The organism is Pseudomonas sp. LBUM1663, from assembly GCF_059695905.1.
This window is the reverse complement of sequence record NZ_CP166792.1, coordinates 372540-398982: the sequence shown is the minus strand read 5'-3', so window position 1 is coordinate 398982 and position 26443 is coordinate 372540. Positions and strand designations below refer to the sequence as shown.

General features: G+C 60.1%; 26 protein-coding genes. 15 read left to right on the top strand and 11 right to left on the bottom strand.

Annotated elements, in window-relative coordinates:
- The first annotated feature begins 114 nt into the window (after window positions 1-114).
- The 5 genes from ACA075_RS01865 to ACA075_RS01845 all read left to right on the top strand — a co-directional run bounded on the left by ACA075_RS01865 (window position 115) and on the right by ACA075_RS01845 (window position 5986).
- Window positions 115-495, top strand: a complete 381-nt coding sequence (locus ACA075_RS01865; protein WP_033055352.1) for a gamma-butyrobetaine hydroxylase family protein — start codon at window positions 115-117, stop codon at window positions 493-495.
- Window positions 496-753: 258 nt separating this feature from the next.
- Window positions 754-2433 carry a class II poly(R)-hydroxyalkanoic acid synthase gene (gene phaC, locus ACA075_RS01860; protein ID WP_219093396.1) on the top strand — a complete coding sequence of 560 codons (1680 nt, stop codon included), beginning with the start codon at window positions 754-756 and terminating at the stop codon, window positions 2431-2433.
- 220 nt (window positions 2434-2653) lie between these two features.
- Complete coding sequence (phaZ, locus tag ACA075_RS01855; protein ID WP_219093393.1) at window positions 2654-3508, top strand: poly(3-hydroxyalkanoate) depolymerase; 855 nt, start codon at window positions 2654-2656, stop codon at window positions 3506-3508.
- A 115-nt stretch (window positions 3509-3623) separates the two neighbouring features.
- On the top strand, window positions 3624-5306 hold the full coding sequence (gene phaC, locus ACA075_RS01850; protein ID WP_497297046.1) for a class II poly(R)-hydroxyalkanoic acid synthase: 1683 nt from the start codon (window positions 3624-3626) through the stop codon (window positions 5304-5306).
- A gap of 59 nt (window positions 5307-5365) precedes the next feature.
- Complete coding sequence (locus ACA075_RS01845; RefSeq protein WP_219093389.1) at window positions 5366-5986, top strand: TetR/AcrR family transcriptional regulator; 621 nt, start codon at window positions 5366-5368, stop codon at window positions 5984-5986.
- 130 nt (window positions 5987-6116) lie between these two features.
- On the opposite strand, the gene ACA075_RS01840 is transcribed toward ACA075_RS01845, so the two are convergent.
- The 3 genes from ACA075_RS01840 to ACA075_RS01830 form a co-directional block, all read right to left on the bottom strand.
- Complete coding sequence (locus ACA075_RS01840) at window positions 6117-7013, bottom strand: phasin family protein (protein ID WP_497297045.1); 897 nt, start codon at window positions 7011-7013, stop codon at window positions 6117-6119.
- 10 nt (window positions 7014-7023) lie between these two features.
- Window positions 7024-7446 carry a phasin family protein gene (locus ACA075_RS01835; RefSeq protein ID WP_219093384.1) on the bottom strand — a complete coding sequence of 141 codons (423 nt, stop codon included), beginning with the start codon at window positions 7444-7446 and terminating at the stop codon, window positions 7024-7026.
- A gap of 238 nt (window positions 7447-7684) precedes the next feature.
- Window positions 7685-7960 carry a polyhydroxyalkanoic acid system family protein gene (locus ACA075_RS01830; protein ID WP_497297044.1) on the bottom strand — a complete coding sequence of 92 codons (276 nt, stop codon included), beginning with the start codon at window positions 7958-7960 and terminating at the stop codon, window positions 7685-7687.
- Window positions 7961-8114: 154 nt separating this feature from the next.
- On the opposite strand from ACA075_RS01830, the gene ubiE reads away from it, so the two are divergent.
- From ubiE to ACA075_RS01780, 10 genes are all read left to right on the top strand, one after another.
- Entirely contained in the window at window positions 8115-8885 is a 771-nt protein-coding gene (gene ubiE, locus ACA075_RS01825; RefSeq protein WP_007948968.1) for a bifunctional demethylmenaquinone methyltransferase/2-methoxy-6-polyprenyl-1,4-benzoquinol methylase UbiE, read from the top strand.
- Window positions 8885-9508, top strand: a complete 624-nt coding sequence (locus ACA075_RS01820; RefSeq protein WP_497297043.1) for a ubiquinone biosynthesis accessory factor UbiJ — start codon at window positions 8885-8887, stop codon at window positions 9506-9508. The genes ubiE and ACA075_RS01820 overlap by 1 nt, the downstream gene beginning before the upstream one ends.
- Window positions 9505-11109, top strand: coding sequence for a ubiquinone biosynthesis regulatory protein kinase UbiB (gene ubiB, locus ACA075_RS01815; protein ID WP_497297042.1), 1605 nt, complete (start codon window positions 9505-9507; stop codon window positions 11107-11109). The genes ACA075_RS01820 and ubiB overlap by 4 nt, the downstream gene beginning before the upstream one ends.
- Window positions 11110-11190: 81 nt before the next feature.
- Window positions 11191-11592, top strand: a complete 402-nt coding sequence (hisI, locus tag ACA075_RS01810; RefSeq protein ID WP_219093380.1) for a phosphoribosyl-AMP cyclohydrolase — start codon at window positions 11191-11193, stop codon at window positions 11590-11592.
- Window positions 11585-11917 carry a phosphoribosyl-ATP diphosphatase gene (locus ACA075_RS01805; protein WP_008025232.1) on the top strand — a complete coding sequence of 111 codons (333 nt, stop codon included), beginning with the start codon at window positions 11585-11587 and terminating at the stop codon, window positions 11915-11917. The genes hisI and ACA075_RS01805 overlap by 8 nt, the downstream gene beginning before the upstream one ends.
- A gap of 25 nt (window positions 11918-11942) precedes the next feature.
- Window positions 11943-12221 carry a twin-arginine translocase TatA/TatE family subunit gene (locus ACA075_RS01800; protein WP_010464483.1) on the top strand — a complete coding sequence of 93 codons (279 nt, stop codon included), beginning with the start codon at window positions 11943-11945 and terminating at the stop codon, window positions 12219-12221.
- 10 nt (window positions 12222-12231) lie between these two features.
- Window positions 12232-12681, top strand: coding sequence for a Sec-independent protein translocase protein TatB (tatB, locus tag ACA075_RS01795; RefSeq protein ID WP_497297041.1), 450 nt, complete (start codon window positions 12232-12234; stop codon window positions 12679-12681).
- Complete coding sequence (tatC, locus tag ACA075_RS01790) at window positions 12678-13484, top strand: twin-arginine translocase subunit TatC (protein ID WP_010464487.1); 807 nt, start codon at window positions 12678-12680, stop codon at window positions 13482-13484. The genes tatB and tatC overlap by 4 nt, the downstream gene beginning before the upstream one ends.
- Window positions 13481-14188 (top strand): 16S rRNA (uracil(1498)-N(3))-methyltransferase, encoded by a 708-nt coding sequence (locus ACA075_RS01785; protein WP_497297040.1) that lies wholly within the window; start codon window positions 13481-13483, stop codon window positions 14186-14188. The genes tatC and ACA075_RS01785 overlap by 4 nt, the downstream gene beginning before the upstream one ends.
- A gap of 289 nt (window positions 14189-14477) precedes the next feature.
- Entirely contained in the window at window positions 14478-16394 is a 1917-nt protein-coding gene (locus tag ACA075_RS01780; RefSeq protein ID WP_497297039.1) for a methyl-accepting chemotaxis protein, read from the top strand.
- Window positions 16395-16536: 142 nt separating this feature from the next.
- On the opposite strand, the gene ACA075_RS01775 is transcribed toward ACA075_RS01780, so the two are convergent.
- From ACA075_RS01775 to ACA075_RS01740, 8 genes are all read right to left on the bottom strand, one after another.
- Complete coding sequence (locus tag ACA075_RS01775; RefSeq protein ID WP_109627537.1) at window positions 16537-17271, bottom strand: amino acid ABC transporter ATP-binding protein; 735 nt, start codon at window positions 17269-17271, stop codon at window positions 16537-16539.
- Complete coding sequence (locus tag ACA075_RS01770; protein ID WP_407013199.1) at window positions 17264-18223, bottom strand: amino acid ABC transporter permease; 960 nt, start codon at window positions 18221-18223, stop codon at window positions 17264-17266. Before ACA075_RS01770 ends, ACA075_RS01775 begins: the two co-directional genes overlap by 8 nt.
- Before the next feature lie 131 nt (window positions 18224-18354).
- Window positions 18355-19152 carry a transporter substrate-binding domain-containing protein gene (locus tag ACA075_RS01765; protein WP_497299183.1) on the bottom strand — a complete coding sequence of 266 codons (798 nt, stop codon included), beginning with the start codon at window positions 19150-19152 and terminating at the stop codon, window positions 18355-18357.
- A 192-nt stretch (window positions 19153-19344) separates the two neighbouring features.
- Window positions 19345-21915: a glucans biosynthesis glucosyltransferase MdoH gene (mdoH, locus tag ACA075_RS01760; RefSeq protein ID WP_497297038.1), complete on the bottom strand. Its 2571-nt coding sequence runs from the start codon at window positions 21913-21915 to the stop codon at window positions 19345-19347.
- On the bottom strand, window positions 21908-23731 hold the full coding sequence (locus ACA075_RS01755; RefSeq protein ID WP_497297037.1) for a glucan biosynthesis protein: 1824 nt from the start codon (window positions 23729-23731) through the stop codon (window positions 21908-21910). Before ACA075_RS01755 ends, mdoH begins: the two co-directional genes overlap by 8 nt.
- A gap of 276 nt (window positions 23732-24007) precedes the next feature.
- Window positions 24008-24445, bottom strand: a complete 438-nt coding sequence (gene dtd, locus ACA075_RS01750) for a D-aminoacyl-tRNA deacylase (protein ID WP_150639720.1) — start codon at window positions 24443-24445, stop codon at window positions 24008-24010.
- Window positions 24442-25413: a prolyl aminopeptidase gene (gene pip, locus ACA075_RS01745; protein ID WP_219093355.1), complete on the bottom strand. Its 972-nt coding sequence runs from the start codon at window positions 25411-25413 to the stop codon at window positions 24442-24444. Before pip ends, dtd begins: the two co-directional genes overlap by 4 nt.
- Before the next feature lie 105 nt (window positions 25414-25518).
- Window positions 25519-26436, bottom strand: a complete 918-nt coding sequence (locus ACA075_RS01740) for an alpha/beta hydrolase (protein ID WP_497297036.1) — start codon at window positions 26434-26436, stop codon at window positions 25519-25521.
- Window positions 26437-26443: the final 7 nt, after the last annotated feature.

Genomic DNA, 26443 nt, shown 5'->3' with positions numbered 1-26443 from the left:
GCGAGACCGCATTAACCGAATTTACGACTGCTGCGCAGCCGAGCGGGAGCAAGCTCCCTCGCCACAGGATCACCCGCCGACACAGGGCCTTCACCAAGACGGACGACCGGCCCCATGACGACCCAACTCCCCACCGACATCAAACTGCACAAAGCCTCGAAAACCCTGTCGCTGAAATACGCGTCTGGCGAGGAACATCACCTGCCCGCCGAGTTCCTTCGCGTGCACTCTCCTTCCGCCGAGGTCCAGGGCCACGGCAAACCTATCCTGCAATTTGGCAAGATCGGCGTAGGCCTGACCAAGGTAGAACCGGCCGGTCAGTACGCACTGAAATTGACCTTTGACGACGGCCACGACAGCGGCCTGTTCACCTGGGAATATCTGTACCAGCTGGGCGTGCGTCAGGAGGACCTTTGGAACGATTATCTTGCTGAGCTGAAAGCTGCCGGAAAAACCCGCGATCCGAACGAATCCATCGTCAAGCTGATGCTCTAGGTCAGCCTTCTTGCTCTTTAGAGGGCATTTTCTAATTCCATCTGTTTGAATGCTCCGCTCCTGGGTCAATGATTGGCCCGCTTGCGAAAAAAATTAAACTCGGGTAACCAATGGAGCTGGCAAGTTCCCTGCAGTGCTCTCTGCCGTAAAAAGCAGCGATGCAGAATTAACGGTCACCCGAGCAGAAGTACCTGGCATTGGCTGTGTGATGACACGGCTGGACCCTGGTACTCGTCTCAGGACAATGGAGCGTCGTAGATGAGTAACAAGAATAACGATGACTTGAAGTATCAAGCCTCGGAAAACACCTTGGGGCTGAATCCTGTCGTTGGGCTGCGTGGAAAGGATCTACTGGCGTCTGCTCGAATGGTGCTCAGGCAGGCCATCAAACAACCGATCCACAGTGCCAGGCATGTCGCCCATTTCGGCCTTGAATTGAAGAACGTGTTGTTCGGCAAATCCGAGCTTCAACCTACCAGCGATGACCGTCGCTTCGCCGATCCGGCCTGGAGCCAGAACCCGCTCTACAAACGTTATCTGCAAACTTACCTGGCGTGGCGCAAGGAACTCCACGACTGGATCGACGACAGCAATCTGCCGCCCAAAGACGTCAGTCGCGGGCATTTCGTGATCAACCTCATGACCGAAGCCATGGCCCCGACCAACAGTGCGGCCAACCCGGCGGCGGTCAAACGTTTCTTCGAGACCGGCGGCAAAAGCCTGCTCGACGGCCTCTCGCACCTGGCCAAGGATCTGGTACACAACGGCGGCATGCCGAGCCAGGTCAACATGGGCGCGTTCGAAGTCGGCAAGAGCCTGGGCGTGACCGAAGGCGCGGTGGTGTTCCGCAATGACGTGCTGGAATTGATCCAGTACCGCCCGACCACCGAGCAGGTGCACGAGCGCCCATTGCTGGTGGTGCCGCCGCAGATCAACAAGTTCTATGTATTTGACCTGAGCCCGGACAAGAGTCTGGCGCGGTTCTGCCTGCGCAATCACGTACAGACGTTCATCGTCAGCTGGCGCAATCCGACCAAGGAGCAGCGCGAGTGGGGTCTGTCGACCTATATCGAAGCGCTCAAGGAAGCGGTCGACGTGGTCACCGCGATCACCGGCAGCAAAGACATCAACATGCTCGGCGCCTGCTCCGGCGGCATCACCTGCACTGCGCTGCTGGGCCATTACGCCGCGATCGGGGAGAAGAAGGTCAACGCCCTCACCCTGCTGGTCAGCGTGCTGGATACGACCCTGGACAGCGACGTGGCCTTGTTCGTCGACGAGCAGACCCTCGAAGCCGCCAAGCGCCATTCCTATCAGGCCGGTGTGCTGGAAGGCCGCGACATGGCGAAAGTCTTCGCCTGGATGCGCCCCAACGATTTGATCTGGAACTACTGGGTCAACAACTACCTGCTCGGCAACGAGCCGCCGGTGTTCGACATCCTGTTCTGGAACAACGACACCACCCGGTTGCCCGCTGCGTTCCACGGCGACCTGATCGAAATGTTCAAAAGCAACCCACTGATCCGTGCCGATGCACTGGAAGTGTGCGGCACGCCGATCGACCTGAAGCAGGTCACGGCCGACATCTTTTCCCTGGCCGGCACCAACGACCACATCACCCCGTGGAAGTCCTGCTACAAGTCGGCGCAGTTGTTTGGCGGCAAGGTCGAGTTCGTGCTGTCCAGCAGCGGACACATCCAGAGCATTCTGAACCCGCCGGGCAACCCGAAATCGCGCTACATGACCAGCACCGAAATGCCGGTCAAAGCCGAAGAATGGCAAGAGAACTCCACCAAGCACACTGACTCCTGGTGGCTGCACTGGCAGGCCTGGCAGGCCGAGCGTTCGGGCAAGCTGAAGAAATCCCCGGCGAGCCTGGGCAACAAAGCTTACCCGGCAGGCGAGGCGGCGCCAGGCACTTACGTACACGAGCGGTAACCGACACACCCCACCTCACTGTGGGAGCGGGCTTTGTGGCGAGGGGATTTATCCCCGTTCGACTGCGTAGCAGTCGCAAAACCAACGCACTCGGTGTAATTGATACACCGAGTGCGCAGGATTTGGGGCGGCTTCGCCACCCAACGGGGATAAATCCCCTCGCCACAAAGACTCGCTCCTACAGGGGATCGGGGATGAATTAACCCACAGGGCCTGAAGCATGCCGCAACCGTTCATATTCCGTACCGTCGACCTGGATGGCCAGACCCTCCGCACGGCGGTACGCCCCGGCAAGCCTCACTTGACGCCCTTGCTGATTTTCAACGGCATCGGCGCCAACCTGGAGCTGGTGTTTCCGTTTGTCGCGGCGCTGGACCCGGACCTGGAAGTCATCGCCTTCGACGTCCCCGGTGTCGGCGGTTCGTCGACGCCGAATCGGCCGTACCGTTTTCCGGGCCTGGCGAAACTCACGGCGCGGATGCTCGACTATCTCGACTACGGGCAAGTCAACGTCATCGGCGTTTCCTGGGGAGGTGCCCTCGCCCAGCAGTTCGCCTACGACTATCCCGAGCGCTGCAAGAAACTCGTGCTGGCGGCCACGGCGGCCGGCGCAGTGATGGTGCCGGGCAAGCCGAAAGTGTTGTGGATGATGGCCAGCCCACGGCGCTACATCCAGCCGTCTCACGTGATCCGCATTGCGCCGATGATCTACGGCGGCTCGTTCCGTCGCGATCCGACCCTGGCGGCCAGCCATGCGGCAAAGGTCCGTTCGGCAGGCAAGCTCGGTTACTACTGGCAGCTGTTCGCCGGGCTTGGCTGGACCAGCATTCACTGGCTGCACAAGATCAACCAGCCGACGCTGGTACTGGCCGGCGACGACGATCCCCTGATCCCGCTGATTAACATGCGCGTGCTGGCCTGGCGAATCCCCAACGCACAGTTGCACATCATCGATGACGGACATCTGTTCCTGATAACCCGCGCCGAAGCGGTGGCACCGATCATCATGAAATTCCTCGAGGAGGAACGTCAGCGCGCCGTGATGCATCCGCATCCGGCGCCATTGGGCGGTTAACCGGCCCATTGTCGGTCGGCAGGACGCCGCACCGCGCAACAACCCGTAACAGCGTCTATGGTGTTCTGGTTCGATGTGTTTGTATTTGGCCTGAAAGACGAAGGAGTGTTGATTCATGCGCGAAAAACCAGCAAGGGACTTTTTGCCCACTCCCGCCGCGTTCATCAACGCACAGAGTGCGATCACCGGCCTGCGTGGCCGGGATCTGTTGTCGACCCTGCGCAGCGTTGCCGCCCATGGCTTGCGCAACCCGGTGCACAGCGCCCGCCACGCCTTGAAACTGGGCGGTCAGCTGGGCCGGGTACTGCTGGGTGAAACGCTGCATCCGACCAATCCGCAAGACAGTCGCTTTTCCGACCCGGCGTGGAGCCTCAACCCGTTTTATCGCCGCAGCTTGCAGGCCTACCTGAGCTGGCAGAAACAGGTCAAAAGCTGGATCGACGAGAGCGGAATGCCCCCTGACGATCGTGCACGCGCGCACTTCGCCTTTGCCTTGCTCAACGACGCCGTGGCGCCGTCCAACACCCTGCTCAATCCGCTGGCGATCAAGGAAATCTTCAATTCCGGCGGCAACAGCCTGGTGCGTGGCATCAGCCATCTGGTCGACGATTTCCTGCACAACGACGGCCTGCCCAGACAAGTCACCAAGCAAGCGTTCGAGGTCGGAAAAACAGTCGCCACCACCACGGGCTCCGTGGTGTTTCGCAACGAGCTGCTGGAACTGATCCAGTACAAGCCGATGAGCGAAAAGCAGTATTCAAAACCGCTGCTGGTGGTGCCGCCGCAGATCAACAAGTACTACATTTTCGACCTGAGCCCGCATAACAGCTTCGTCCAGTTCGCCCTGAAAAACGGCCTGCAGACCTTCATGATCAGCTGGCGCAACCCGGATGTGCGGCACCGTGAATGGGGTCTGTCGACCTACGTCGAAGCGGTGGAAGAAGCGATGAACGTTTGCCGGGCAATCACCGGCGCTCGCGAAGTGAACTTGATGGGCGCTTGCGCCGGTGGGCTGACCATCGCCGCGCTACAAGGCCACTTGCAGGCCAAGCGACAACTGCGGCGGGTGTCAAGCGCGACGTATCTGGTGAGCCTGCTCGACAGTCAGATGGACTCTCCGGCGACTCTTTTCGCTGACGAACAGACCCTGGAAGCAGCCAAGCGCCACTCCTATCAGAAAGGTGTGCTGGACGGCCGCGACATGGCCAAGGTGTTCGCCTGGATGCGCCCCAATGATTTGATCTGGAGCTATTTCGTCAACAACTACCTGCTGGGCAAGGAGCCGCCGGCCTTCGACATCCTCTACTGGAACAACGACAACACCCGGTTGCCGGCAGCCTTGCATGGCGACCTGCTGGACTTCTTCAAGCACAACCCACTGAGTCATCCGGGCGGCCTGGAAGTGTGCGGCACGCCGATCGACTTGCAGAAAGTCACGGTCGATAGCTTCAGCGTGGCCGGCATCAACGACCACATCACGCCGTGGGACGCGGTGTATCGCTCGACGCTGCTGCTGGGCGGCGAGCGACGCTTCGTACTGTCCAACAGCGGTCATGTGCAGAGCATCCTCAACCCGCCGAGCAACCCGAAAGCCAACTTCGTCGAGAGCGCGAAACTGAGCAGCGACCCACGGGCGTGGTATTACGACGCCAAGCAAGTCGACGGCAGTTGGTGGACCCAATGGCTGACCTGGATTCAGGAACGCTCGGGGGCGCAAAAAGAAACCCACATGGCCCTCGGCAATCAAAACTATCCACCGATGGAGGCGGCACCCGGTACATACGTGCGTGTGCGCTGACTGACAACGAACCACGGCACACGCCTGCCGTGGCATGACTCGACCATTAAGAAGACTGGATGAAAACCCGCGACCGGATCCTCGAATGTGCCCTGCAATTGTTCAATCAGAAGGGTGAACCGAACGTTTCCACCATGGAAGTTGCCAACGAAATGGGCATCAGCCCGGGCAACCTCTACTACCACTTTCACGGCAAGGAACCGTTGATTCTCGGTTTGTTCGAGCGTTTCCAGGCCGAGCTTGCGCCACTGCTTGATCCTCCGGCCGATGTGGAACTGGCACCGGAGGATTACTGGCTGTTCCTGCACTTGATCGTCGAGCGACTGGCCCATTACCGGTTTCTGTTCCAGGACCTGTCGAACCTGGCCGGGCGCCTGCCGAAACTGGCCAAGGGCATCCGCAATCTGCTCAATGCACTGAAGCGCACGCTGGCTTCATTGCTGGCGCGATTGAAGGCCCAAGGGCAGTTGGTCAGTGACACTCAAGCACTGGGGCAGTTGGTGGAGCAGATCACCATGACGCTGCTGTTCTCGCTGGACTATCAGCGGATTCTTGATCGCGAGGGTGAAGTCAGGTTGGTGGTGTATCAGATCATGATGCTGGTGGCGCCGCATTTGCTGCCGCCGATCAAAGTGGCGACCGAGCACTTGGCGCTGCAATACCTGGAAGAACACGACTAACCCCTGAACACCGCTGCCCCTGTGGGAGCTAGCAGGCTAGCTCCCACAGGGGGCCGCAGTGAGTGCAGAACCGTGCACAAACAAAAACGCCCGACCTTTGCAGGCCGGGCGTTTTCTTGAGCCCTGAAAATCAGGACTGACTGGTTGGCGTCGATGGAGCTGGCGCGGCAGTCGGGGTTACAGCAGGGGTCGGTGCAGCAGCGGAGTTCGACGTGCTGACCGGGGTTGCCGGTTTGGCGGCAGCCACTGCTGGTTTTGGCGCGGCAGCCTTAGGCGCGGCCGGCTTTTTCACTGCTGGCTTCTTCGCTGCGGCAGGTTTTGCCGCTGGCTTGGCTGCCGGTTTGGCTGCTGCAGTTTTGGCAGCCGGTTTTGCCGCTGGTTTGGCGGCAGCTTTGGCAGCAACCGATTTGACCGCTGCCTTGGCTGCAGCAGGTTTAGCGGCAGCAGTTTTGGTAGCGGACTTGGCTGCGGACGCGACTTTCGACGCGGCTTTGGCGACCGGTTTAGCGGCGGCTTTGGCCAGTGGCTTGGCAGCGCTTTTGGCTGCTGGTTTAGCTGCTGGTTTAGCTGCCGCAGGTTTGGCCGCTGCAGTTTTCGCCGCAACAGGCCTGGCTTTCTCACCGGTGAGTTTTTCCAGTTGCTTGGTCAAGGTATCGACCTTGCTGTGCAGCGCTTTCACTTCATTGCGGCTTGGTACACCCAGGCGCGAAATGGCGCTGTTCAGGCGCTTGTCGAAAGCCCCTTCCAGCTCATCCCACTTGCCCAGCGCACGATCTTTCACGCCGCTGATACGCGACTTGGCCGACGAAGCGGAATCCTTGACGTCATCGACTTTCTTGCCGACTGCGCTCTTGGTGAGCTTCTCGGCTTTCTCGCCGTCTTTAACCAATGTATCGAAGAGTTTGCTGCCGTCAGTGTCGATCTTCGAGTACACGCCTAAACCAGCCAGCCAGATTTTGCGGGAGTAGTCTTCGACTTTCCCGATCCACGAGCTGCCTTCTTTTTCGGTGTTCTTTTTACCAGCCATCCCGTTCTCCTTAAGATTTACGCGCGACGCGTTCGAGCAATGCCGTCAGCTCATCGAGCTTAGCAGAGAGTGTCTCAACGTCATGTTTAGACGGAATGCCGATACGATTCAAGGCACTTGCGACACGCGAGTCAAAAGCCTTCTCGACCTTGTCGAGTTGAACTTCGACCTTGGCTTTGAAAGTGCTCACTTCACTCTTGGCTTCGTCGATCTCTGAGTTAGCCGCTTCAAGTTTCTCGGCAACTACTTTTTTGCCTTTGGTTTCAACAGTTTGACCCGCCTTGATCAACTCTTGAAAGTACTCGCTGCCCTCTTGACCGACCTTGGTGTAGGCCCCCAGGCCTGCCAGCCAGATCTTGCGGGCATAGGATTTGACGTCGCCCAGAGCAGTAGTCGATGCGTCGATTTTTTTCTTCAGAATAACTTTGGCCATGGTGCACCTCACGCGCAGAAGGTTTGAGGAACTGCCCGCGAAAGTGTCGGGCTCAGGCACAAAGTAGGGAGAAAAATTAGAAACGGCACCCTAACAACCGACATAAAACTTCGGGCACACCACAAAACAAATGTGGGAGCCAGCCTGCTGGCGATAGCGATTTATCCGTCGACATTGTTGTTGACTGATGAACCGCTATCGCTAGCAGGCTAGCTCCCACAGGGGCCTCAATTCGAAATCAGACCAGGGCCTTATCAAGGGCCTTTTCGATTTCCGATTTAATCATGCCGCTCATGGCCGACATCATCAGGCCCAACTCCACATCGACGCGGATCGAATCTTCACCGACATGCACCGCGCCTTTCACGCCGGAGCGCTTGAGGTTCAGGACATCGCCGGACCACTGCGGCTCCAGGCCATATTGATCGGACAGTTTCTGCGCCAACTGGTCGGCCTTCTCGCGGGCCGCTTCCTTGCCCAGGCCGTGGGCACGCTCAACACTAATACGGGCCATCGAATGACTCCTGCTTTATGAATGCTTTCCTGAAGATCTTGACCGCTGCTGCGGCAAAACGTCCCGGTGGTTGCCTATCTTACCTTCAGCCTTGCCAAGACAAAGCAGGCCACCGGGATTAGAATGTCCCGCATTCTCTTTTGGTGACAGCGATATGACTGATCAGCGCAAAGGCAGCGATGCCGAACCCACCACTCACTTCGGCTTCAAAAACGTTCCGGAAAGCCAGAAAGCGGAAAAAGTCGCTGAGGTTTTCCACTCGGTAGCCGCCAAGTACGACTTGATGAACGACCTCCTGTCGGGCGGCATGCACCGTCTGTGGAAGCGTTTTGCGATCGAGCTGTCGGGTGTTCGCACCGGTAACCGCGTGCTGGACATCGCCGGCGGTACGGGCGACCTGACCAAAAAGTTCTCGCACCTCGTGGGCCCGACCGGCCAGGTGGTGTTGGCCGACATCAACGAATCCATGCTCAAGGTCGGTCGCGACCGCTTGCTGGATCTGGGTGTCGCCGGCAACGTCGAGTTCGTTCAGGCCGACGCTGAAAAGCTGCCGTTCCCGGACAACCATTTCGACTGCGTGACCATCGCCTTCGGCCTGCGCAACGTGACGCACAAAGAAGACGCCCTGCGCTCGATGCTGCGCGTGCTGAAACCGGGTGGCCGTTTGTTGGTGCTGGAGTTCTCCAAGCCGACCAACGCGCTGATGTCCAAAGCCTACGATGCCTACTCGTTCGCCTTCATGCCGTTGATGGGCAAGCTGATCACCAACGACTCGGAAAGCTATCGCTACCTGGCCGAATCGATCCGCATGCACCCGAATCAGGAAACCCTGAAGTCGATGATGGTCGAGGCCGGTTTCGACCGCGTGACCTACCACAACATGACCGCAGGCATCGTCGCCCTGCACCGCGGCATCAAACCCTGATGTTGCTGGCCGGCCTGCTCGCCAGCGTTGAACTCGGTCTGAACCGGGTGCTGCGTCTCGACAGCACGGCGTTGCCGCGGCTGGCACATTTGAGTGGCAAGGTGATTGCCATCGATTGCCGCAGCCCGGCGCTGCAAGTCTTCATCCTGCCCAGCGACGAAGGCTTGATGCTGGCTTCCCACTGGGAAACAGGCGCCGACTGCACGTTGCGCGCACCAGCCTCCAGCCTGCTGAAACTGGCAGTGAGCAAAGACAAGACTTCGGTCCTGCATGCTCCTGAAGTCGAACTCGACGGCGACAGCGGCGTGCTGCTGGAACTGGCGGCGATCCTTCAGGACCTTGAACTGGACTGGGAGTACGAACTCTCGCGCTGGCTGGGACCTGTCGCCACGCAACTGCTCGGCGGCCACCTGCGCAGTCGCGCACGCTTTTATCAGCAAGGGTTCGCCAGCCTGAATCAGAATCTTGGCGAATACCTGGCCGAAGAATCGCGCACCCTCGTCGGTCAGCGCGAAGCCGAAGCCCGATTCAGTGAACTGGACCAGATCAAACTTGATCTTGAACGTCTCGAGGCGCGTTTCGAGCGCCTTTCCCGATCCCTCGACCCAAGCGATAACGCATGAAGCTGCTTGCCGTCCGCCGTTTGTTGCGCATCCAGCGCGTTGTGATTCGCTACCGCCTCGATGACCTGCTGTTCGCCCTGCCGCTGCCCTGGTTTCTGCTGGCGCTGCGCTATGCGTTGCCGTGGCGCTGGTTCCCGCGCAAGACGCTGAACCTGAGCCGCGGTGCGCGATTGCGCCTGGCGTTGCAGGACCTGGGACCGATTTTCATCAAGTTCGGGCAGATTCTTTCGACGCGCCGCGACCTGCTGCCCGAAGACATCGCCGATGAGCTGATGAAATTGCAGGACCGCGTGCCGCCGTTCGACTCGCAGGTGTCGATCAACCTGATCGAAGAGCAGCTCGGCAAAAAGATCAGTGATGTGTTCAGCCGTTTCGACGTCGAACCGCTGGCCTCGGCGTCGGTGGCGCAGGTGCACGCCGCACAACTGAAGACCGGCGAAGAAGTCGTCGTCAAAGTGATCCGCCCGGGCCTGAAACCGATCATCAAGCAGGACCTGGCGTGGCTGTTCATCCTCGCCCGCGCCGCTGAAAGGCTTTCGGCGGATGCACGCTTGCTGCACCCGGTGGATGTGGTTCTGGACTACGAAAAAACCATCTACGACGAACTCGATCTGCTGCGCGAAGCGGCCAACGCCAGCCAGTTGAAGCGCAACTTTGAAGGCTCGCCATTGCTCTACGTGCCGCAAGTCTATTGGGACTGGTGCCGGCCGAAAGTGCTGGTGATGGAGCGTATCTACGGGATTCAGGTCACCGACCTCGCGACCCTGGCCGACCAGCGCACCGACATGAAGATGCTCGCCGAACGCGGTGTGGAAATCTTCTTTACTCAGGTGTTCCGCGACAGTTTTTTCCACGCCGACATGCACCCCGGCAACATCTTTGTCAGCACCGTCAACCCGTGGAGCCCGCAGTACATTGCGATCGACTGCGGCATCGTCGGCAGTCTGACCCCGGAAGACCAGGATTACCTGGCGCGTAACCTGTTCGCGTTCTTCAAGCGTGACTACCGGCGCGTCGCGCAATTGCACATCGATTCGGGCTGGGTACCGGCGGAAACCAAACTCAACGAATTCGAGGCAGCGATCCGCACCGTGTGCGAGCCGATCTTCGAAAAACCGTTAAAAGATATTTCATTTGGTCAGGTGCTGATGCGCCTGTTCCAGACCGCTCGACGCTTCAACATGGAAGTGCAGCCGCAACTCGTGTTGCTGCAAAAAACCTTGCTGAACATTGAAGGCCTGGGTCGTCAGCTGTACCCGGATCTCGATCTGTGGAACACCGCCCAGCCGTTCCTCGAACGCTGGATGCGTGAGCGCGTCAGCCCCAAAGCCTTGCTCGGCAATGTGCAGAGCCAGTTCGAACAAATTCCGCACCTGGCCAACATGGCCCGTGACCTGCTCGAACGTATGTCCCAGCCCCACGCCAACGATCCGCCACCACCGTGGCACAAGCGCAAGGACGACTGGTTCCTGCGCCTGCTCGGCTGCGCTCACCTGGCGGGCGGCGCAATTCTGCTGGCCGGCGGGCCGTTGAGCGAAATGGGTCATTGGCCGGCTGGAATCATGGTGGCCGTCGGTTTGTATCTGGTCGTTCGCCGATAGCCAGAGCCCCCGCACGCTGGCACACTGTTTGAACGCTTGGGTTCTGCTCATGAAGTGTGGAACCCGCTGTCGGAGTCGAAGATGAAAAACTGGCTGGACGAGATCAAGTGGGACGCAGACGGCCTGGTGCCGGCGATTGCCCAGGATCACAAGACCGGGCGCGTCCTGATGATGGCCTGGATGAACCGCGAATCACTGGAACTGAGCGCTGCCGAGAACCGTGCCATTTACTGGTCACGTTCCCGTGGCAAGCTATGGCGCAAGGGCGAAGAGTCCGGCCACGTGCAAACGCTGCACGAGATGCGCCTGGACTGTGACGCCGACGTGATCATCCTGATGGTCGAGCAGATCGGTGACATCGCCTGCCATACCGGCCGCCAGAGCTGCTTCTACCGCGTCTTCGAGAACGGCGACTGGAAAACCGTCGATCCAGTGCTCAAGGACCCGCACGCCATTTATTCCGCAGGACACACCCATGAGTGACACTCTGACCCGTCTGGCCGAGGTGCTGGAAGCGCGCAAAGGCGCCGCCGCCGACAGCTCGTATGTCGCCAGCCTGTACCACAAGGGCTTGAACAAGATTCTGGAAAAAGTCGGCGAAGAGTCGGTCGAAACCATCATTGCCGCCAAGGATGCCGCCATCAGCGGCGACTGCAGTGATGTGATCTACGAGACCGCCGACCTGTGGTTCCACAGCATGGTCATGCTCGCCCAACTGGGGCAGCATCCACAGGCTGTACTCGATGAACTGGACCGTCGTTTCGGTCTGTCCGGACACGCCGAGAAAGCCTCGCGCCCGTCCGCCTGAACAACTATTAGAGAGGAGCAGCAACATGGGCATTTTTGACTGGAAACACTGGATCGTCATCCTGGTTGTTGTCGTGCTGGTGTTCGGCACCAAGAAACTGAAGAACCTCGGCACTGACGTGGGCGAGTCGATCAAGGGTTTCAAGAAAGCCATGAACGATGACGAAAAACCGGCCGACCCTACCGTTACCCCGGCGCAACCGGTTCCACCTGTTCAGCCACAGACCACTCAGTCCGTGAACCAGCCGCACACCATTGACGTGCAGGCGCAAAAAGTCGAAGAGCCGATCCGCAAAGACGTGTGAGCACTGACTAATGTTTGGTATCAGCTTCTCTGAACTGCTGCTCGTCGGCCTCGTCGCCCTGCTGGTGCTGGGCCCCGAGCGCCTGCCGGGTGCTGCGCGCACCGCCGGCCTGTGGGTCGGTCGTCTGAAGCGCAGCTTCAACGCGATCAAACAGGAAGTTGAACGTGAAATCGGTGCCGACGAGATTCGTCGGCAACTGCACAACGAGCACATCCTGTCGCTGGAACAGGAGGCGCGGAAGATTTTCACGCCGACCCAGCAGGAGGCCACGCCCGTTCAGCCTGTTGAACCGGTCGCGGAGCAAACGATTCATGCCCCCGCCTCCGAGCCAGCACCTGCTGTCGCCGCTGTAGCACCTGCGCCCGTTGTTGCAACGCCACCGGTTGAACCTGCCACGCCTGCGGCTGCGCCTGTTGCGCCGGCCCCTCATGACCCAACACTGCCGCCGCGAGCCCCATGAGCGATCTTCCTGAAAACGACCAGCACATGCCGCTGGTTTCGCACCTCACCGAGTTGCGTACCCGCCTGCTGCGTTGCGTAGCGGCGATCTTCATCATCTTCGCCGGGTTGTTCGCGTTCACCCAGCAGATCTACACCTTCGTCTCGACGCCGCTGCGTCAGTACCTGCCGGTGGGCGCGACGATGATCGCCACCGACGTGTCGTCGCCGTTCCTGACGCCACTGAAGCTGACCATGATGGTCTCGCTGTTCCTGGCGATCCCGGTGATCCTGCATCAGATCTGGGGCTTCATCGCACCGGGCCTGTACAAGCATGAGAAGCGCATCGCCGTGCCGTTGCTGGTGTCCAGCATCATGCTGTTCTACGCCGGCATGGCGTTCGCCTATTACCTGGTGTTCCCGCTGATTTTCAAATTCTTCGCCGCCGCCACCCCGGCCGGCGTGGAAATGATGACCGACATCAGCAGCTACCTCGACTTCGTCATGACGCTGTTCTTCGCCTTCGGCGTGGCGTTCGAGATCCCGGTGGCCGTGGTGCTGCTGGTATGGATCGGCGTGGTCGACGTCAAATACCTGAAGAAAATCCGCCCCTACGTGATCATCGGCTGCTTCGTGGTCGGCATGATCCTGACACCGCCGGACATCTTCTCGCAGACGCTGTTGGCTGTACCGATGTGGCTGCTGTTCGAGATCGGCATCCTGTTCGGTGGTCTGATCAGCAAGCGCGGCGACCATCCAGACGATCAGCCGGACAACCAGCCTGCAGACGATCACAACGACCAGCCGCCAGCGACCCAGCCGTGAACCTGCTGCTCCTCGAAGAGGCCGACTTCATTGCGGCCGACCGGGTGATCCTGCGTGATCGCCGGTTGACGCACATGCAGGAAGTCCACCGTTGCGAAGTGGGTGACAGCATGCGCATCGGGCGTATCGGCGGCCTTATGGGTGCGGCCGAAGTGCTGCGACTGGACGCTGATGAAGCCGAACTGCGCGTCACCCTTGACCAGCCACCACCGGCCAAGCTGCCACTGACACTGGTATTGGCCCTGCCACGGCCGAAAATGCTGCGCAGGGTGTTTCAGACCGTGGCGGCTATGGGTGTGCCACGAATCATTCTGGTGAACAGCTATCGCGTCGAGAAGAGCTTCTGGCAAACGCCGTTTCTGGAGCCAGAAGCCATTCGTGAGCAATTGATCCTCGGCCTGGAACAGGCCAGGGACAGCGTGCTGCCGGAAATCGTCATCGAAAAGCGCTTCAAACCGTTCGTCGAAGATCGACTGCCGGCCATTTCCGAAGGTACGCTCGGCCTGGTGGGTCACCCGGGCAATTACCCGCCCTGCCCCCGCGGCCTGGATGAACCGGTGACCCTGGCCATCGGCCCCGAGGGTGGCTGGATCCCTTACGAAATCGACCTGCTGGCCAAGTCCGGTCTGCAACCGGTACAACTCGGCGAGCGCATCCTGCGCGTCGAAACCGCCGTTACCGCGCTGCTCGCCCGCCTGTTCTAACTCAAACACGGTCCCCTGTGGCGAGGGGATTTATCCCCGTTGGGCAGCGAAGCGGCCCCAACGTCTTTCCAGACAAACAAAGTAGTCTGGATATACGACTGCTTCGCAGCCGAACGGGGATAAATCCCCTCGCCACAGATTCTTGCTTGACTGAAGATTGTCTTAAATGAACTGCATTACCACACCACAGGTGTTTACTCGCCTGAATACCGCGTTGCGCCTACAGATTCGTGCTCGCCTGCCGATACAGACCCCATAAAACCAATTTGTAGTCCGAGGGAGTAGCAGCATGTACCGTTGGCTAGCCGAGAATCTGGGAAATGTAAGCGTCAATCGCAAACTGGGGATCGGCTTCGGTCTGGTGCTGCTGCTGACGTTGCTGATCACCTTCACCGGCTGGACCGGCCTGACGGGCGTGATGAGCCGTGGCGACAAGCTGGGGTTCATTGCCAGCCTCAACGACCTGACCAAAGACCTGCGTCTGGCCCGTCTGGACTACGAAATGCGCCGGGGCGAACAAGGCCCGGCCGCCGTCAACGACCTGCTGAGCCAACTCGACGCCGGTTTGCAAACCGCGCGCAAATTGATCGAACAGCCATCTGACGTGGCGATGATCGACCAGCAACTGGCCGCCGTCAGCCAGTACAAACAAGCCTTCATCGCAATGACCCAGGCCGGCGCCACCCGCGAAGACGCCCGCAGCAAACTGGGCGCGACCGCCGACAATGCGGTGGCCCGCGTCGCCGAGGTCGAAAAATCCATGCTGCAAGGCGACAGCGTCGCCGACTTCAACAGCGTGATCGATCTGAGCAAACTGATTCAGCAGGCACGCTTCCAGGTGCGCGGCTACACCTACAGCGGCAAGACCGAGGCCGAGAAACCGGCGCTGGACGCCATCGACAACGCCCTGAAGAACCTTGAAAGCCTGCCGTCCAAACTGCCGGAACAGCACATCGCCAACCTGCAACAGGCTACCGATTCGCTCAAAGCCTACCGCGCCGCCGTCAGCCAGTTCCGCGACTCGCAAGTGGCCAGTGCCGCCGCGCTCAAGCGTATGGCCGAGCAAGGCGATATCTTGCTCGACGTGAGCAAGAAACTGACCGTTTCGCAAACCATCGTCCGTGACACCGACGCCGCGCACGCCAAGAACATGCTGCTGATGGCGACTGTTCTGGCCCTGGCGTTTGGCTTGCTGGCGGCATGGGCAATCACTCGCCAGATCGTGATCCCGCTGAACCAGACCCTCAAAGTGGCCGAGCGTGTGGCAGCTGGCGACCTGACGCAAAACCTTGTTTCCGAACGTCGCGATGAATTGGGCCAGCTCCAGCGCGCCATGCAGAGCATGACCCTGGGCTTGCGCGAACTGATCGGTGGGATCAGCGATGGCGTTACGCAAATCGCCAGCGCCGCCGAAGAGTTATCGGCCGTCACCGAGCAGACCAGCGCCGGGGTCAACAGCCAGAAGGTCGAGACCGACCAGGTGGCTACGGCAATGAACGAGATGACCGCCACCGTGCAGGAAGTCGCGCGTAACGCCGAAGAAGCCTCCGAAGCTGCCGTCGCCGCCGACCAACAGGCTCGTGAAGGCGACAAAGTGGTCGGCGAAGCCATCGCCCAGATTGAGCGCCTGGCCCTGGAAGTCGGCAATTCCACCGCCGCCATGGGTGACCTCAAACGCGAGAGTGACAAGATCGGCAGCGTGCTCGACGTGATCAAATCCGTGGCTCAGCAAACCAACCTGTTGGCGCTCAACGCGGCGATTGAAGCAGCCCGTGCCGGTGAGGCCGGACGTGGTTTTGCGGTGGTCGCCGATGAAGTCCGCAGCCTGGCCCAGCGCACCCAGAAGTCCACCGAGGAAATCGAAGAGCTGATCGTCGGCCTGCAAACCGGCACCCAGCAAGTAGCCACCATCATGGACAACAGCCGCAGCCTGACCGACAGCAGCGTGGAACTGACCCGCCGCGCCGGTGGCTCACTGGAAAGCATCACCCGCACCGTGTCGGCGATTCAGTCGATGAACCAGCAGATCGCCGCCGCTGCCGAGCAGCAAACCGCGGTGGCAGAGGAGATCAACCGGAGCGTGCTGAACGTGCGCGATGTGTCCGAGCAGACCTCGGCGGCCAGTGAAGAGACCGCGGCCTCCAGCGTCGAGCTGGCGCGGTTGGGGACGCATCTGCAGATGCTGGTTGGGCGGTTCAAGGTTTGAGGTGATGCGAATGCCTCGGTCCGCTTGAGACCGAGGTGATGCAATCACCAGCAGGCTGGCTCCCACAGGGTTTGGTGTGAACACCACAAATCCACTGTGGGAGCTAGCCTGCTAGCGATTAGCGGCCCCCAAGGCGCTACTGTTAGAGAACCTGCCGCAAGAATGCCTGCGCCCGCGGATCCTTCGGCGCATCAAAGAACTCGGCCGGCGAGGCATCTTCCAGCAGTTTGCCGTGATCGAAGAACAGCACCCGGTCCGCCACTTCCCGGGCAAAGCCCATTTCATGGGTGACGCAGACCATGGTCATGCCTTCCACGGCCAGGGTTTTCATCACGTCCAGCACTTCGCCGACCATTTCCGGATCAAGCGCTGACGTCGGCTCATCGAACAGCATGACCTTGGGTTCCATGGCCAAGGCCCGGGCAATCGCCACACGTTGTTGCTGCCCCCCGGACAAGCGCGATGGAAACTCGTTGGCCTTCTGCGCAATGCCGACCTTCTCCAGCAACGCCAGGGCCTTGGCCTCGCGCTCCTTCTTGCCGCGCTTGCGCACGACTTTCTGCGCCAGGCACAGGTTTTCCAGCACGGTCATGTGCGGGAACAGGTTGAAATGCTGGAACACCATGCCGACTTCGCGGCGGTAGGCGTTCACGTCGGTTTTCGGGTCGGCCAGTTGCAGGCCGTCGATGCTCACCGAACCCGAGTCGAATTCTTCCAGGCCGTTGAGGCAGCGCAGGAAGGTCGACTTGCCGGAACCGGACGGGCCGATCACCACCAGCACTTCGCCTTTCGCCACGTGCGTGGTGACGTTATCCACCGCGCGCACCACCTGGCCACGGGTGTCGAAGACTTTTACCAGATCGCGGACTTCAATCACTTTGCGCGAGCCTCCGCTCAAGCCGACTGGCGATTTTCGACAGCGGCAGGTTGATCAACAGGTACAACCCAGCCACGCAGAACAATATTTCGAACGGCGAAAAAGAGGTGGTGATGACTTCACGGCCGCTTTTCAGCAGCTCGGTAATCGCGATCACCGACACCAGCGAGGTGTCCTTGACCAGACTGATGAACTGCCCGGCCAGCGGCGGCAGCACCCGCTTCAAGGCTTGCGGCAGCACCACGTGGCGCATCGACTGGCCAGCGCTCAAGCCCAGAGAACGGGCGGCTTCGTTCTGGCCACGGGCAATGGACTGCACGCCGGAACGGATGATCTCAGCGACATAGGCACCGGTGAACAGCGACAACGCGGCGACCCCGGCGAACTCCCGAGACAGGTTCATCACGGTGCCGATGAAGAAGTAGAAAATGAAGATCTGCACCAGCAACGGTGTACCGCGCACCAGTTCGACATAGATGGTCGAGAGATCGCGCAAAGTCGGGTTGTTCGATAGACGACACAAGCCAGTGGCGAGACCGATCAGCAACCCGAGCACGCCAGACACCACGGACAACCACAACGTGGTCCAGAGACCCCACATCAGCGGTCCGGCGGCCCAATGGCGAGTCACGCCGATCACGTCACCTTCTGCCACGTCATCGCCTTGGGCGACTTGCAGGCTGTTGTCGTCGACGGTCACACGCTGCTCGTCACCCGCGTCATTGCGCAGGGTGACCTCGGCTTTATCGCCCTTGCGCACCAGTTCGCTGACGGTGGAGATGTCGGCGGCGCGCTGGGACTCCTCGGCGTGGTAGGCGAAGTATTGCGGCACGCGGTTCCAGCGCCATTCGTAGGACATCAGCGAGGTGGCGTAATACAGCGCGCCGGCCAGGCCGATCAGCACGAGCACGGTCAAGACGTGCCAGGGCCATTGGGCTTTTTTCTGTTTCATTGCAGGTTCCGGAATGTGTGTTGCCTTGGAGGCCGTCATCGCCAGCAGGCTGGCTCCCACAGGGGAATGCATTTCAGTGTGGGAGCCAGCCTGCTGGCGATTGGACGCGACGCGGTCTATCTGACCGGGCCTTATTCCATGTCCTTCTGCCAGGCAGTGTCCTTGAACCACTTGTCATGAATACGATCGTAGGTGCCGTCTTCGTGGATCTGGTGCAGGAAGTTGTTGATGAAGTTGAGGCTGTCGTAATCACCCTTCTTCAGGCCGAAGGCCAGCGGCTCATAGGTGAACGGCTTGTCGAGGAACACCAGCTTGCCGGCGCCGACCTTGTTCACGGCCACGACGTTGTACGGCGCGTCGTAGATAAAGGCATCGGCCTTGCCGTTGACCACGTCGAGCACGGCTTCCTGCTCGTTGTCGTAGCCGTGGTACTTGGCCTTGGAGATCAGCTTTTTAGCGACCATCTCGCCAGTGGTACCGAGTTTGGAGGTGATGCGGTAGTCGGCGGTGTTCAGGTCTTTATAGGACTTGATCGTGCCTTCCAGCTCCTTGCGGATCAGCAGGGTCTGACCGACCACGATGAACGGTTCGCTGAAGTTCAGGCGCAGGTTGCGCTCCTGGGTCAGGGTCATGCCGCTGCCGATCATGTCGAACTTGTCGGTCAGCAGGGCCGGGATGATGCCGTCGTAACCGGTGGACACCAGCTCCAGCTTGACGCCCATCGCCTTGGTCATCGCTTTGAGGATGTCGACTTCGAAACCGATGATTTCGCCGCGCTTGTTGGTCATTTCGAACGGCATGTACGTCGGGTCCATGCCGACTTTCAGCGTGCCGCGCTTGACCGCGTCATCGATGGCACCGGCCTGCGCCGCGCTGACTGCAACCCATGCCGTGACGCCGACCAGCAGCATCGACAGATACTTCTTCATCATCAAGTCCCCAAAACCATTGCGTTGTGAGGCGCGCAAACGGCGGATTTCCTTTAGGAAACCGCCCGATACGAACAGAAAATTGTCCGGGCGCACCAATTCGGGGACGGATGCTAACGCACTCGTCCGTTTGCACAAGGGTTTGGCAACGTTCAGGCGAAAAAAAGCCCCGCTGGCTAGCGGGGCTCTTTGTTACGCCAACTGAGGCTGCGCACTCAGCGGCTTGAGCGGCAGCAGCGGCGCATGGGGATCGGCTTTCACCGATTTGCGCCAGGCCTGCAGCCACTCGGGGTGGCCTTCATTCCAGATCTGCTCATGCAAGCGAGCCAATGCCACCGGGTCGCTCAGCAATTGCACACGCTCATTGTTGTTCAGGCCGTCAGGCCCGACTTTCAAGGCGTGACGCACTCGCTCGATGCGCAACCATTCGATCGGCTCCGCCTGACCGTGACGCGAGGTCGCCAGCGAGCACGCCAAGGCGTTCTGCAGCGGATCGACCACCGCGCGGATGAAGCCGTCGTTCAGCGCGTGCCAACGGTTTTCGTGGGTGTACTGATCGGTTGCCAGCAGCGCCTGTGGCGGATTGTATTCCTCAGGGATCAGGAACAGGCTCTCGTCACGGGACTTGAGGCCCAGGCCGACACGGCTGGAAATCACCGACACCGGGATCGACAGCATCAACGAACCGACGATCGGCACCAGCCACCACAGGAAGCTCGGGTTCAGCCAGATCACCAGCAGGGCCCAGAAGAAGCCCAGCAAGGTTTGCGGACCGTGGCGCTTGACCGCTTCGCTCCATGGTGTGGAGTCGTCATCACGTTGTGGCGAGTTCCAGGTCGCAGCCCAGCCGAGGAACGCGGCGAGGACGAAACGGGTGTGGAAAATCATCCGCACCGGCGCCAGCAGCATGGAGAACAGCATCTCCAGCAGCATCGACAAGGTCACCTTGAACTTGCCACCGAACTCTTTCGCGCCCTTGGCCCAGATCAGGATGATGCTCAACAGCTTCGGCAGGAACAGCAGCACGACCGTGGTCGAGAACAGCGCGACCGCCTTGTCCGGATGCCATTGCGGCCACAGCGGATACAGCTGTCGTGGCTCCATGAAGTATTGCGGCTCCATCAGCGTGTTGACCGCCAGCAGCGCCGTCGACAGCACGAGGAAGAAGAACCACAGCGGCGCCGACAGGTAAGACATCACGCCGGTCAGGAACACCGCACGGTGAACCGGGTGCATACCCTTGACCAGGAACAGACGGAAGTTCATCAGGTTGCCGTGGCACCAGCGACGGTCACGCTTGAGTTCGTCCAGCAGGTTCGGCGGCAGTTCTTCGTAGCTGCCCGGCAAATCGTAGGCAATCCACACGCCCCAGCCGGCACGGCGCATCAGCGCAGCTTCGACGAAGTCGTGGGACAGAATCGCACCGGCAAACGCACCTTTACCCGGCAACGGCGCCAGGGCGCAGTGCTCGATGAACGGCTTCATGCGGATGATCGCGTTGTGGCCCCAGTAGTGGGATTCACCCAACTGCCAGAAGTGCAAGCCGGCGGTGAACAGCGGACCGTATACGCGGGTCGCGAACTGCTGCATGCGCGCATACAGCGTGTCCATGCCCGACGCACGCGGCGCGGTCTGGATGATCCCGGCGTCCGGCGTGGCTTCCATCAAGCGCACCAGGCTGGTCAGGCAGTCGCCGCTCATCACGGAGTCTGCGTCGAGCACGACCATGTACTTGTAATCACCGCCCCAGCGACGGCAGAAGTCGTCGAGGTTGCCGCTTTTACGTTTCACACGACGGCGACGACGGCGATAGAAAATCTTGCCGAAGCCCTTGGCTTCACGGCAGACGTCCAGCCAGGCTTGTTGCTCGGCTACACAGATGTCCGCGTCGTTACTGTCACTGAGGACGAAGAAGTCGAAACGATCCAGGTCACCCGTCGCCGCCACCGACTCGAACGTCGCCCGCAAACCGGCAAATACGCGCGGCACGTCTTCGTTGCAGATCGGCATCACCAGTGCGGTGCGCGCGTCCTTGGCGATCGGTTCGTTGCCGGCACTTTTGCCGGAGATGCGGTACTTGTCGTGGCCGGTGAGCAACTCGAGGAAGCCCATCAGCGCGGTCCAGAAACCGGCCGACACCCAGCAGAACAGAATCCCGAACAGAATCAGGATGCTGGTTTGCAGCGCATACGGCAGCACTTGCGTGGCCGTCTGCAGCAGCGGTTGATGTAGCACTTCGTTAAGGTCAACGAACGACCAGCCCTGGTACGGCATGATGCCTTTCATGTACCAGCCGGCGACGATCGTCTGGCCGAGCATCAGCACCAGCAGAATGTAGCGACGGATCGAACCGACGGTGCGCCAGCGAGCGGCCGGCAGCACGCGCTCATCCTTCGGCGGGGCCGGCGGATTGGTGCGACCGGTCAGACGGCGCCAGCCACGCACCAGAATATTGGTGCGCCACGGCTCCGGCACGACTTTGGTCCGGCGAATCGGCGGGGTTGCCTTGAGGCAAACCCGACCGCTGGCGTCGACCGCCAGCATTTCCGCTTCTTCCAGCTCTTCAGCGGTGTTCAGGGTCAGGCGACGGCCCACCGAGGCTTGAGCAGCCTCGGCCGGCGCGTCAAACGTCGAAGACGAGAGACGCTGGTGCAATTCGCTGAAGGACTGGCAGCCCGCGAGTTCCGCGCGCTGCTGGTCGGTCATCGGTAGATGCGCCAGATACTCGGCAAGAGTCTCTGGCATTACTTGAGAATTACTCATCGGCAGGCAACTGGTAGCTCCAGGTCTCGGTCAGGACTTCTTCAGTCGAGGCCGATTCCGGTGTGGCTGGGGCCGCGTCCGCAGCAACAGGCTGCTTGGCGTCTTTGTTGTCCTTGTCCTTGGTATTGGCAACTGGCTTGGCGTCGGCCTGCTTGGCTTCGGCTTGCTTGGCGTCCTTGGCTTCCTTGTCCACCTTCTCTTGTTGCTTGGCGGCGACCTTGTCAGCCTTGGCAACCGAAGAGTTGGAGACTGGCAGCGAATTCTTGGAAAGGTCGCCAGGCACGATGTTCTCGACCAGTGCTGCACGCATCTCGGTAGGCTTGCCCGGATCCTTGATTTTCATCCGCAGGGTCAAGCGCCAGCCCTTGGTTTCAGGGTTGTAACGCACGCTGTTCTCGACCAGCTCGGCATTGTCGCCAACGCTGACCTGGCTGCGAACGTCTGCGGTTTCCGGCAGTGCCGCCAGGGACGGACCTTCGAAGTCCACCAGATAGGCAACGCTGCCATCCGGCTGACGGATCAGGTTCGACTGTTTGACGTCACCCGTGGAGCGCAGGGTCTGCTGGACCCAGGCACTGTCCGGTGCATGAAGCGCGGCTTCGTCGATGGTCCAGTGCATGCGATAGGCGACGTCCAGCGGCTGGCCAGGCTCAGGCAGTTTTTCCGGACTCCAGAAAGCCACGATATTGTCGTTGGTTTCGTCGGCAGTCGGAATCTCTACCAGATCGACGGAGCCCTTGCCCCAATCGCCTTTGGGTTCGATCCAGGCACTTGGGCGCTTGTCGTAGCGGTCGTCGAGGTCTTCGTAGTGGCTGAAGTCGCGCCCACGTTGCAGCAAGCCGAAACCACGCGGGTTCTCGATCGAGAAGTTGCTCACGGCCAGGTGTTTTGGATTGTTCAGTGGACGCCAGATCCACTCGCCGTTGCCGGCATGGATCGACAGACCGCTGGAGTCGTGCAGTTCACGACGGTAGTTCAGCACTTTCGACGGCTGGTTGGCGCCGAACAGGAACATGCTGGTCAACGGCGCAACGCCAAGCTTGGTGACCTTGTCACGCAGGAACATGCGGGCCTTGACGTCGACGATGGTGTCGCTGCCTGGACGCAGGGTCAGACGGTAAGCACCGGTGGCGCGTGGCGAATCCAGCAGCGCGAAGATCACCAGGTGCTTGTCACCCGGCTTTGGCTGTTGAATCCAGAATTCGGTGAAGCGCGGGAATTCTTCGCCGGACGGCAATGCGGTATCGATGGCCATGCCGCGTGCGGACAAGCCATAGGTGTGACCCTTGCCGACAACGCGGAAGTAGCTCGCGCCGAGCATGGTCATGATTTCGTCTTGCTTGTCGGCCTTGTTGATCGGGTAAAGCACACGGAAACCGGCATAACCCAGTTGTTCGGTGGCTTTAGGATCGAACTTCACATCGCCGAAATCGAAACGACTTGGGTCGTATTTGATCTCTTCGACGGTGTTGGCCGTGATTTCGTTGATTTTCACCGGCGTATCGAAGTGCATGCCCTGGTGATAGAACGAAAGCTTGAACGGGGTTTTCTGATCGGCCCACTCGGCTTTTTCAGTGCGGAAACGAATTTTTTGATAGTCCGCGAATTTCATTTCGCGGAATTCGTTCGGCAGGTTACTGCGCGGGGCTTCGTATTTTTGTCCGGCCAGCTCTTTCGCCTTGACCGATACATCCTCCAGATTGAATGCCCAAATCTGGCCGGCGCTGAGCAGGCAAAGCAGTGCAGAGCCCGCTACCAAAGCGCTTCGGAACCGTTTGGCAGTCAATTTTGGTGCATTACAGGGACTAACAATCACGAGCAACCCTCGCCGAAAACAGATCAAAAAACCAACGGCCAGCTATCTATATGCCAGGTTGGCGAGCATTGTTCCGACTCCTATGGGGCTAAATGATTCCCCAACAGGTCTCGGACAAGTCTCTACCTAAGTCAAAATGGACCAACGAACGCTGATCCCCGTAGCGCGCGATTATCTAGTAGGCCGCGTTACAACGCATCAGGGGTAACAAAGTATTTATTGCGAAAAACCCCTGTTTTCAGTCGAAAAGCCCTGAAAAACATGTTTCAAGGGCTTTCACGTCTGTAACAGGAAGGTGACCGGGCCATCGTTGACCAGGTGCACCTGCATATCCGCGCCGAATCTACCTGATGCCACAGTGCCATGCACCTGTTTCGCTTTGCTTAATAGATAGTCGAAAAGCTCCTCGCCCAGGGCCGGAGGGGCAGCGGTCGAAAAACTCGGGCGCAACCCGCTCTTGGTGTCAGCGGCCAGGGTAAACTGCGAGACCAGCAGCAGCCCACCGCCCACATCCGCCAAAGACAGATTCATCTTGCCCTCGGCGTCACTGAATACTCGATAGTTAAGCAGTTTATGCAGAAGTTTGTCGGCGCTGGCACGAGTATCCTCAGGTTCTACCGCCACCAGCACCAACAACCCCTGATCGACCGCCCCCACCACCTCCCCCGCTACCTCGACTCGCGCGCCACGCACGCGTTGCAACAGGCCCTTCATGCTTCTTCGGGAGGCAGGTCGAGCAAGCGGCGAGCCATCTGCCCGGCGGCGCGTACCAGCGCATCGGTGATACCCGGCTCGGACGCGGCGTGGCCCGCGTCGCGGATCACCTGGAGTTCGCTGTTCGGCCAGGCTTGATGCAGTTCCCAGGCATTGTCCAGCGGGCAGATCACGTCATAACGACCGTGGACGATCACGCCTGGCAAATGGGCGATCTTGCCCATGTCGCGAATCAGCTGGTTCGGCTCAAGGAACGCATTGTTGGTGAAGTAATGGCATTCGATGCGTGCGATGGACAACGCACGTTGCGGCTCGGAGAAGCGATCGACCACCAGCGGATTCGGACGCAAGGTCGCGGTCCGGCCTTCCCAGGTGGACCAGGCCTTGGCCGCGTGCATCTGGGCGATCTGATCGTTGCCGGTCAGGCGCTTGTGGAAGGCGCTGAGCAAGTCGCCGCGCTCATCCAATGGAATCGGCGCGACATAGTCCTGCCAGTAATCAGGGAACAAACGGCTGGCGCCACATTGGTAGAACCACTCGATTTCCTGCGGACGGCAGAGAAAAATCCCGCGAAGAATCAGACCGTGTACACGCTCCGGGTGGGTTTGCGCGTAGGCCAGCGCCAGGGTCGAGCCCCAGGAGCCGCCGAACAGCACCCATTTTTCGATACCCAGGTGTTTACGAATCCGCTCAAGGTCGGCGACCAGATCCCAGGTGGTGTTGTTTTCGAGGCTGGCGTGGGGCGTGGAGCGACCGCAACCGCGCTGGTCGAAGGTCACGATGCGGTACAGGTTCGGATCGAAGTACCGGCGGCTTTGGGCATCGCACCCGGCACCGGGGCCGCCGTGGATGAACACCACCGGCAAACCTTCCGGTGAACCGCTTTCGTCGACATACAGGGTGTGAGTTGCATCGACGGCCAGATCGTGCCGGGCGTGGGGTTTGATCTGCGGGTACAAAGTCTGCATTGCGCGCTCCGTAAGGGGTCGAGGTCATCCCTGGGGGGACTTCTATTATTCTGCCGTCCGGCATCATAAACCCGAATTACGCCAATGAGCATGCCCCTTGCAGCGTCATAGTCTGTCAGCCAAATACCCGAGCAGCGTTTCGTACAGCAAGTCGACCTCGGCGACCTGGCCCCGGGCCCGCAAACAGCCGTGAACCAGCCCCTCACCATAATAAAGCGTGGTGGGGACGCCAGCGCCCCGCAGTTGCTCGGCGTAGAGCACGCCGTCATCGCGCAGCGGGTCGAATTGCGCCACGGCGATCAATGCCGGCGGCAGTCCGCCGAAGTGTCCGGCAAGCAACGGCATGGCATAGGCGCCCGGCTGTCGGGTGCCGCGCAAGTACAGGGCGTGATAACAATCCACATCACTGCTGGCGAGCAACGGCGCGTCGATGCATTCGCTGCGCGACGCCAGCCGCTGGTCGCCACCGAGCCCCGGATAGATCAAAACCTGAGCAGCCGGCATTGGCTCGCCCGCATCCCGCAGTGCCAGGCACAACGCAGCGGCAAGGTTGCCACCGGCGCTGTCCCCCGCTATCAACGTGCGCTTGGGGTCAAGCTGAAAGGGTCCGGTTCGCAGCGCGCGCCAGACACGCAGACAATCATCGAACGCCGCGGGGAACGGATGTTCCGGCGCCAATCGGTAATCGACAGCGATCACCAGCACGCCGAGTGCCGACGCAAGCTCGGCGCAAATGAAGTCGTGGGAGTCCAGATCCCCTACCACCCAACCGCCGCCATGCAGGTACACGATGCACGGGACACCGCCGGTCGGTGGTGAAACCGGCGGCTGATAGGACCGCACTGGCACCCCGGCCAATTCGAAATCGACCACATACAGCCCGGCGGGACGCGGCGGGGTGAACGCCCGGCACATCTCGCTGTAGGCCTGGCGCAAACCGTTGAGGCTGCTGTCGGTGCTGTTGAAGCTGACGGTTTTCTCGACGAATGCCGTCATCTGTTCAGAAATCGGGTAAGGAGCCATGGGCTTG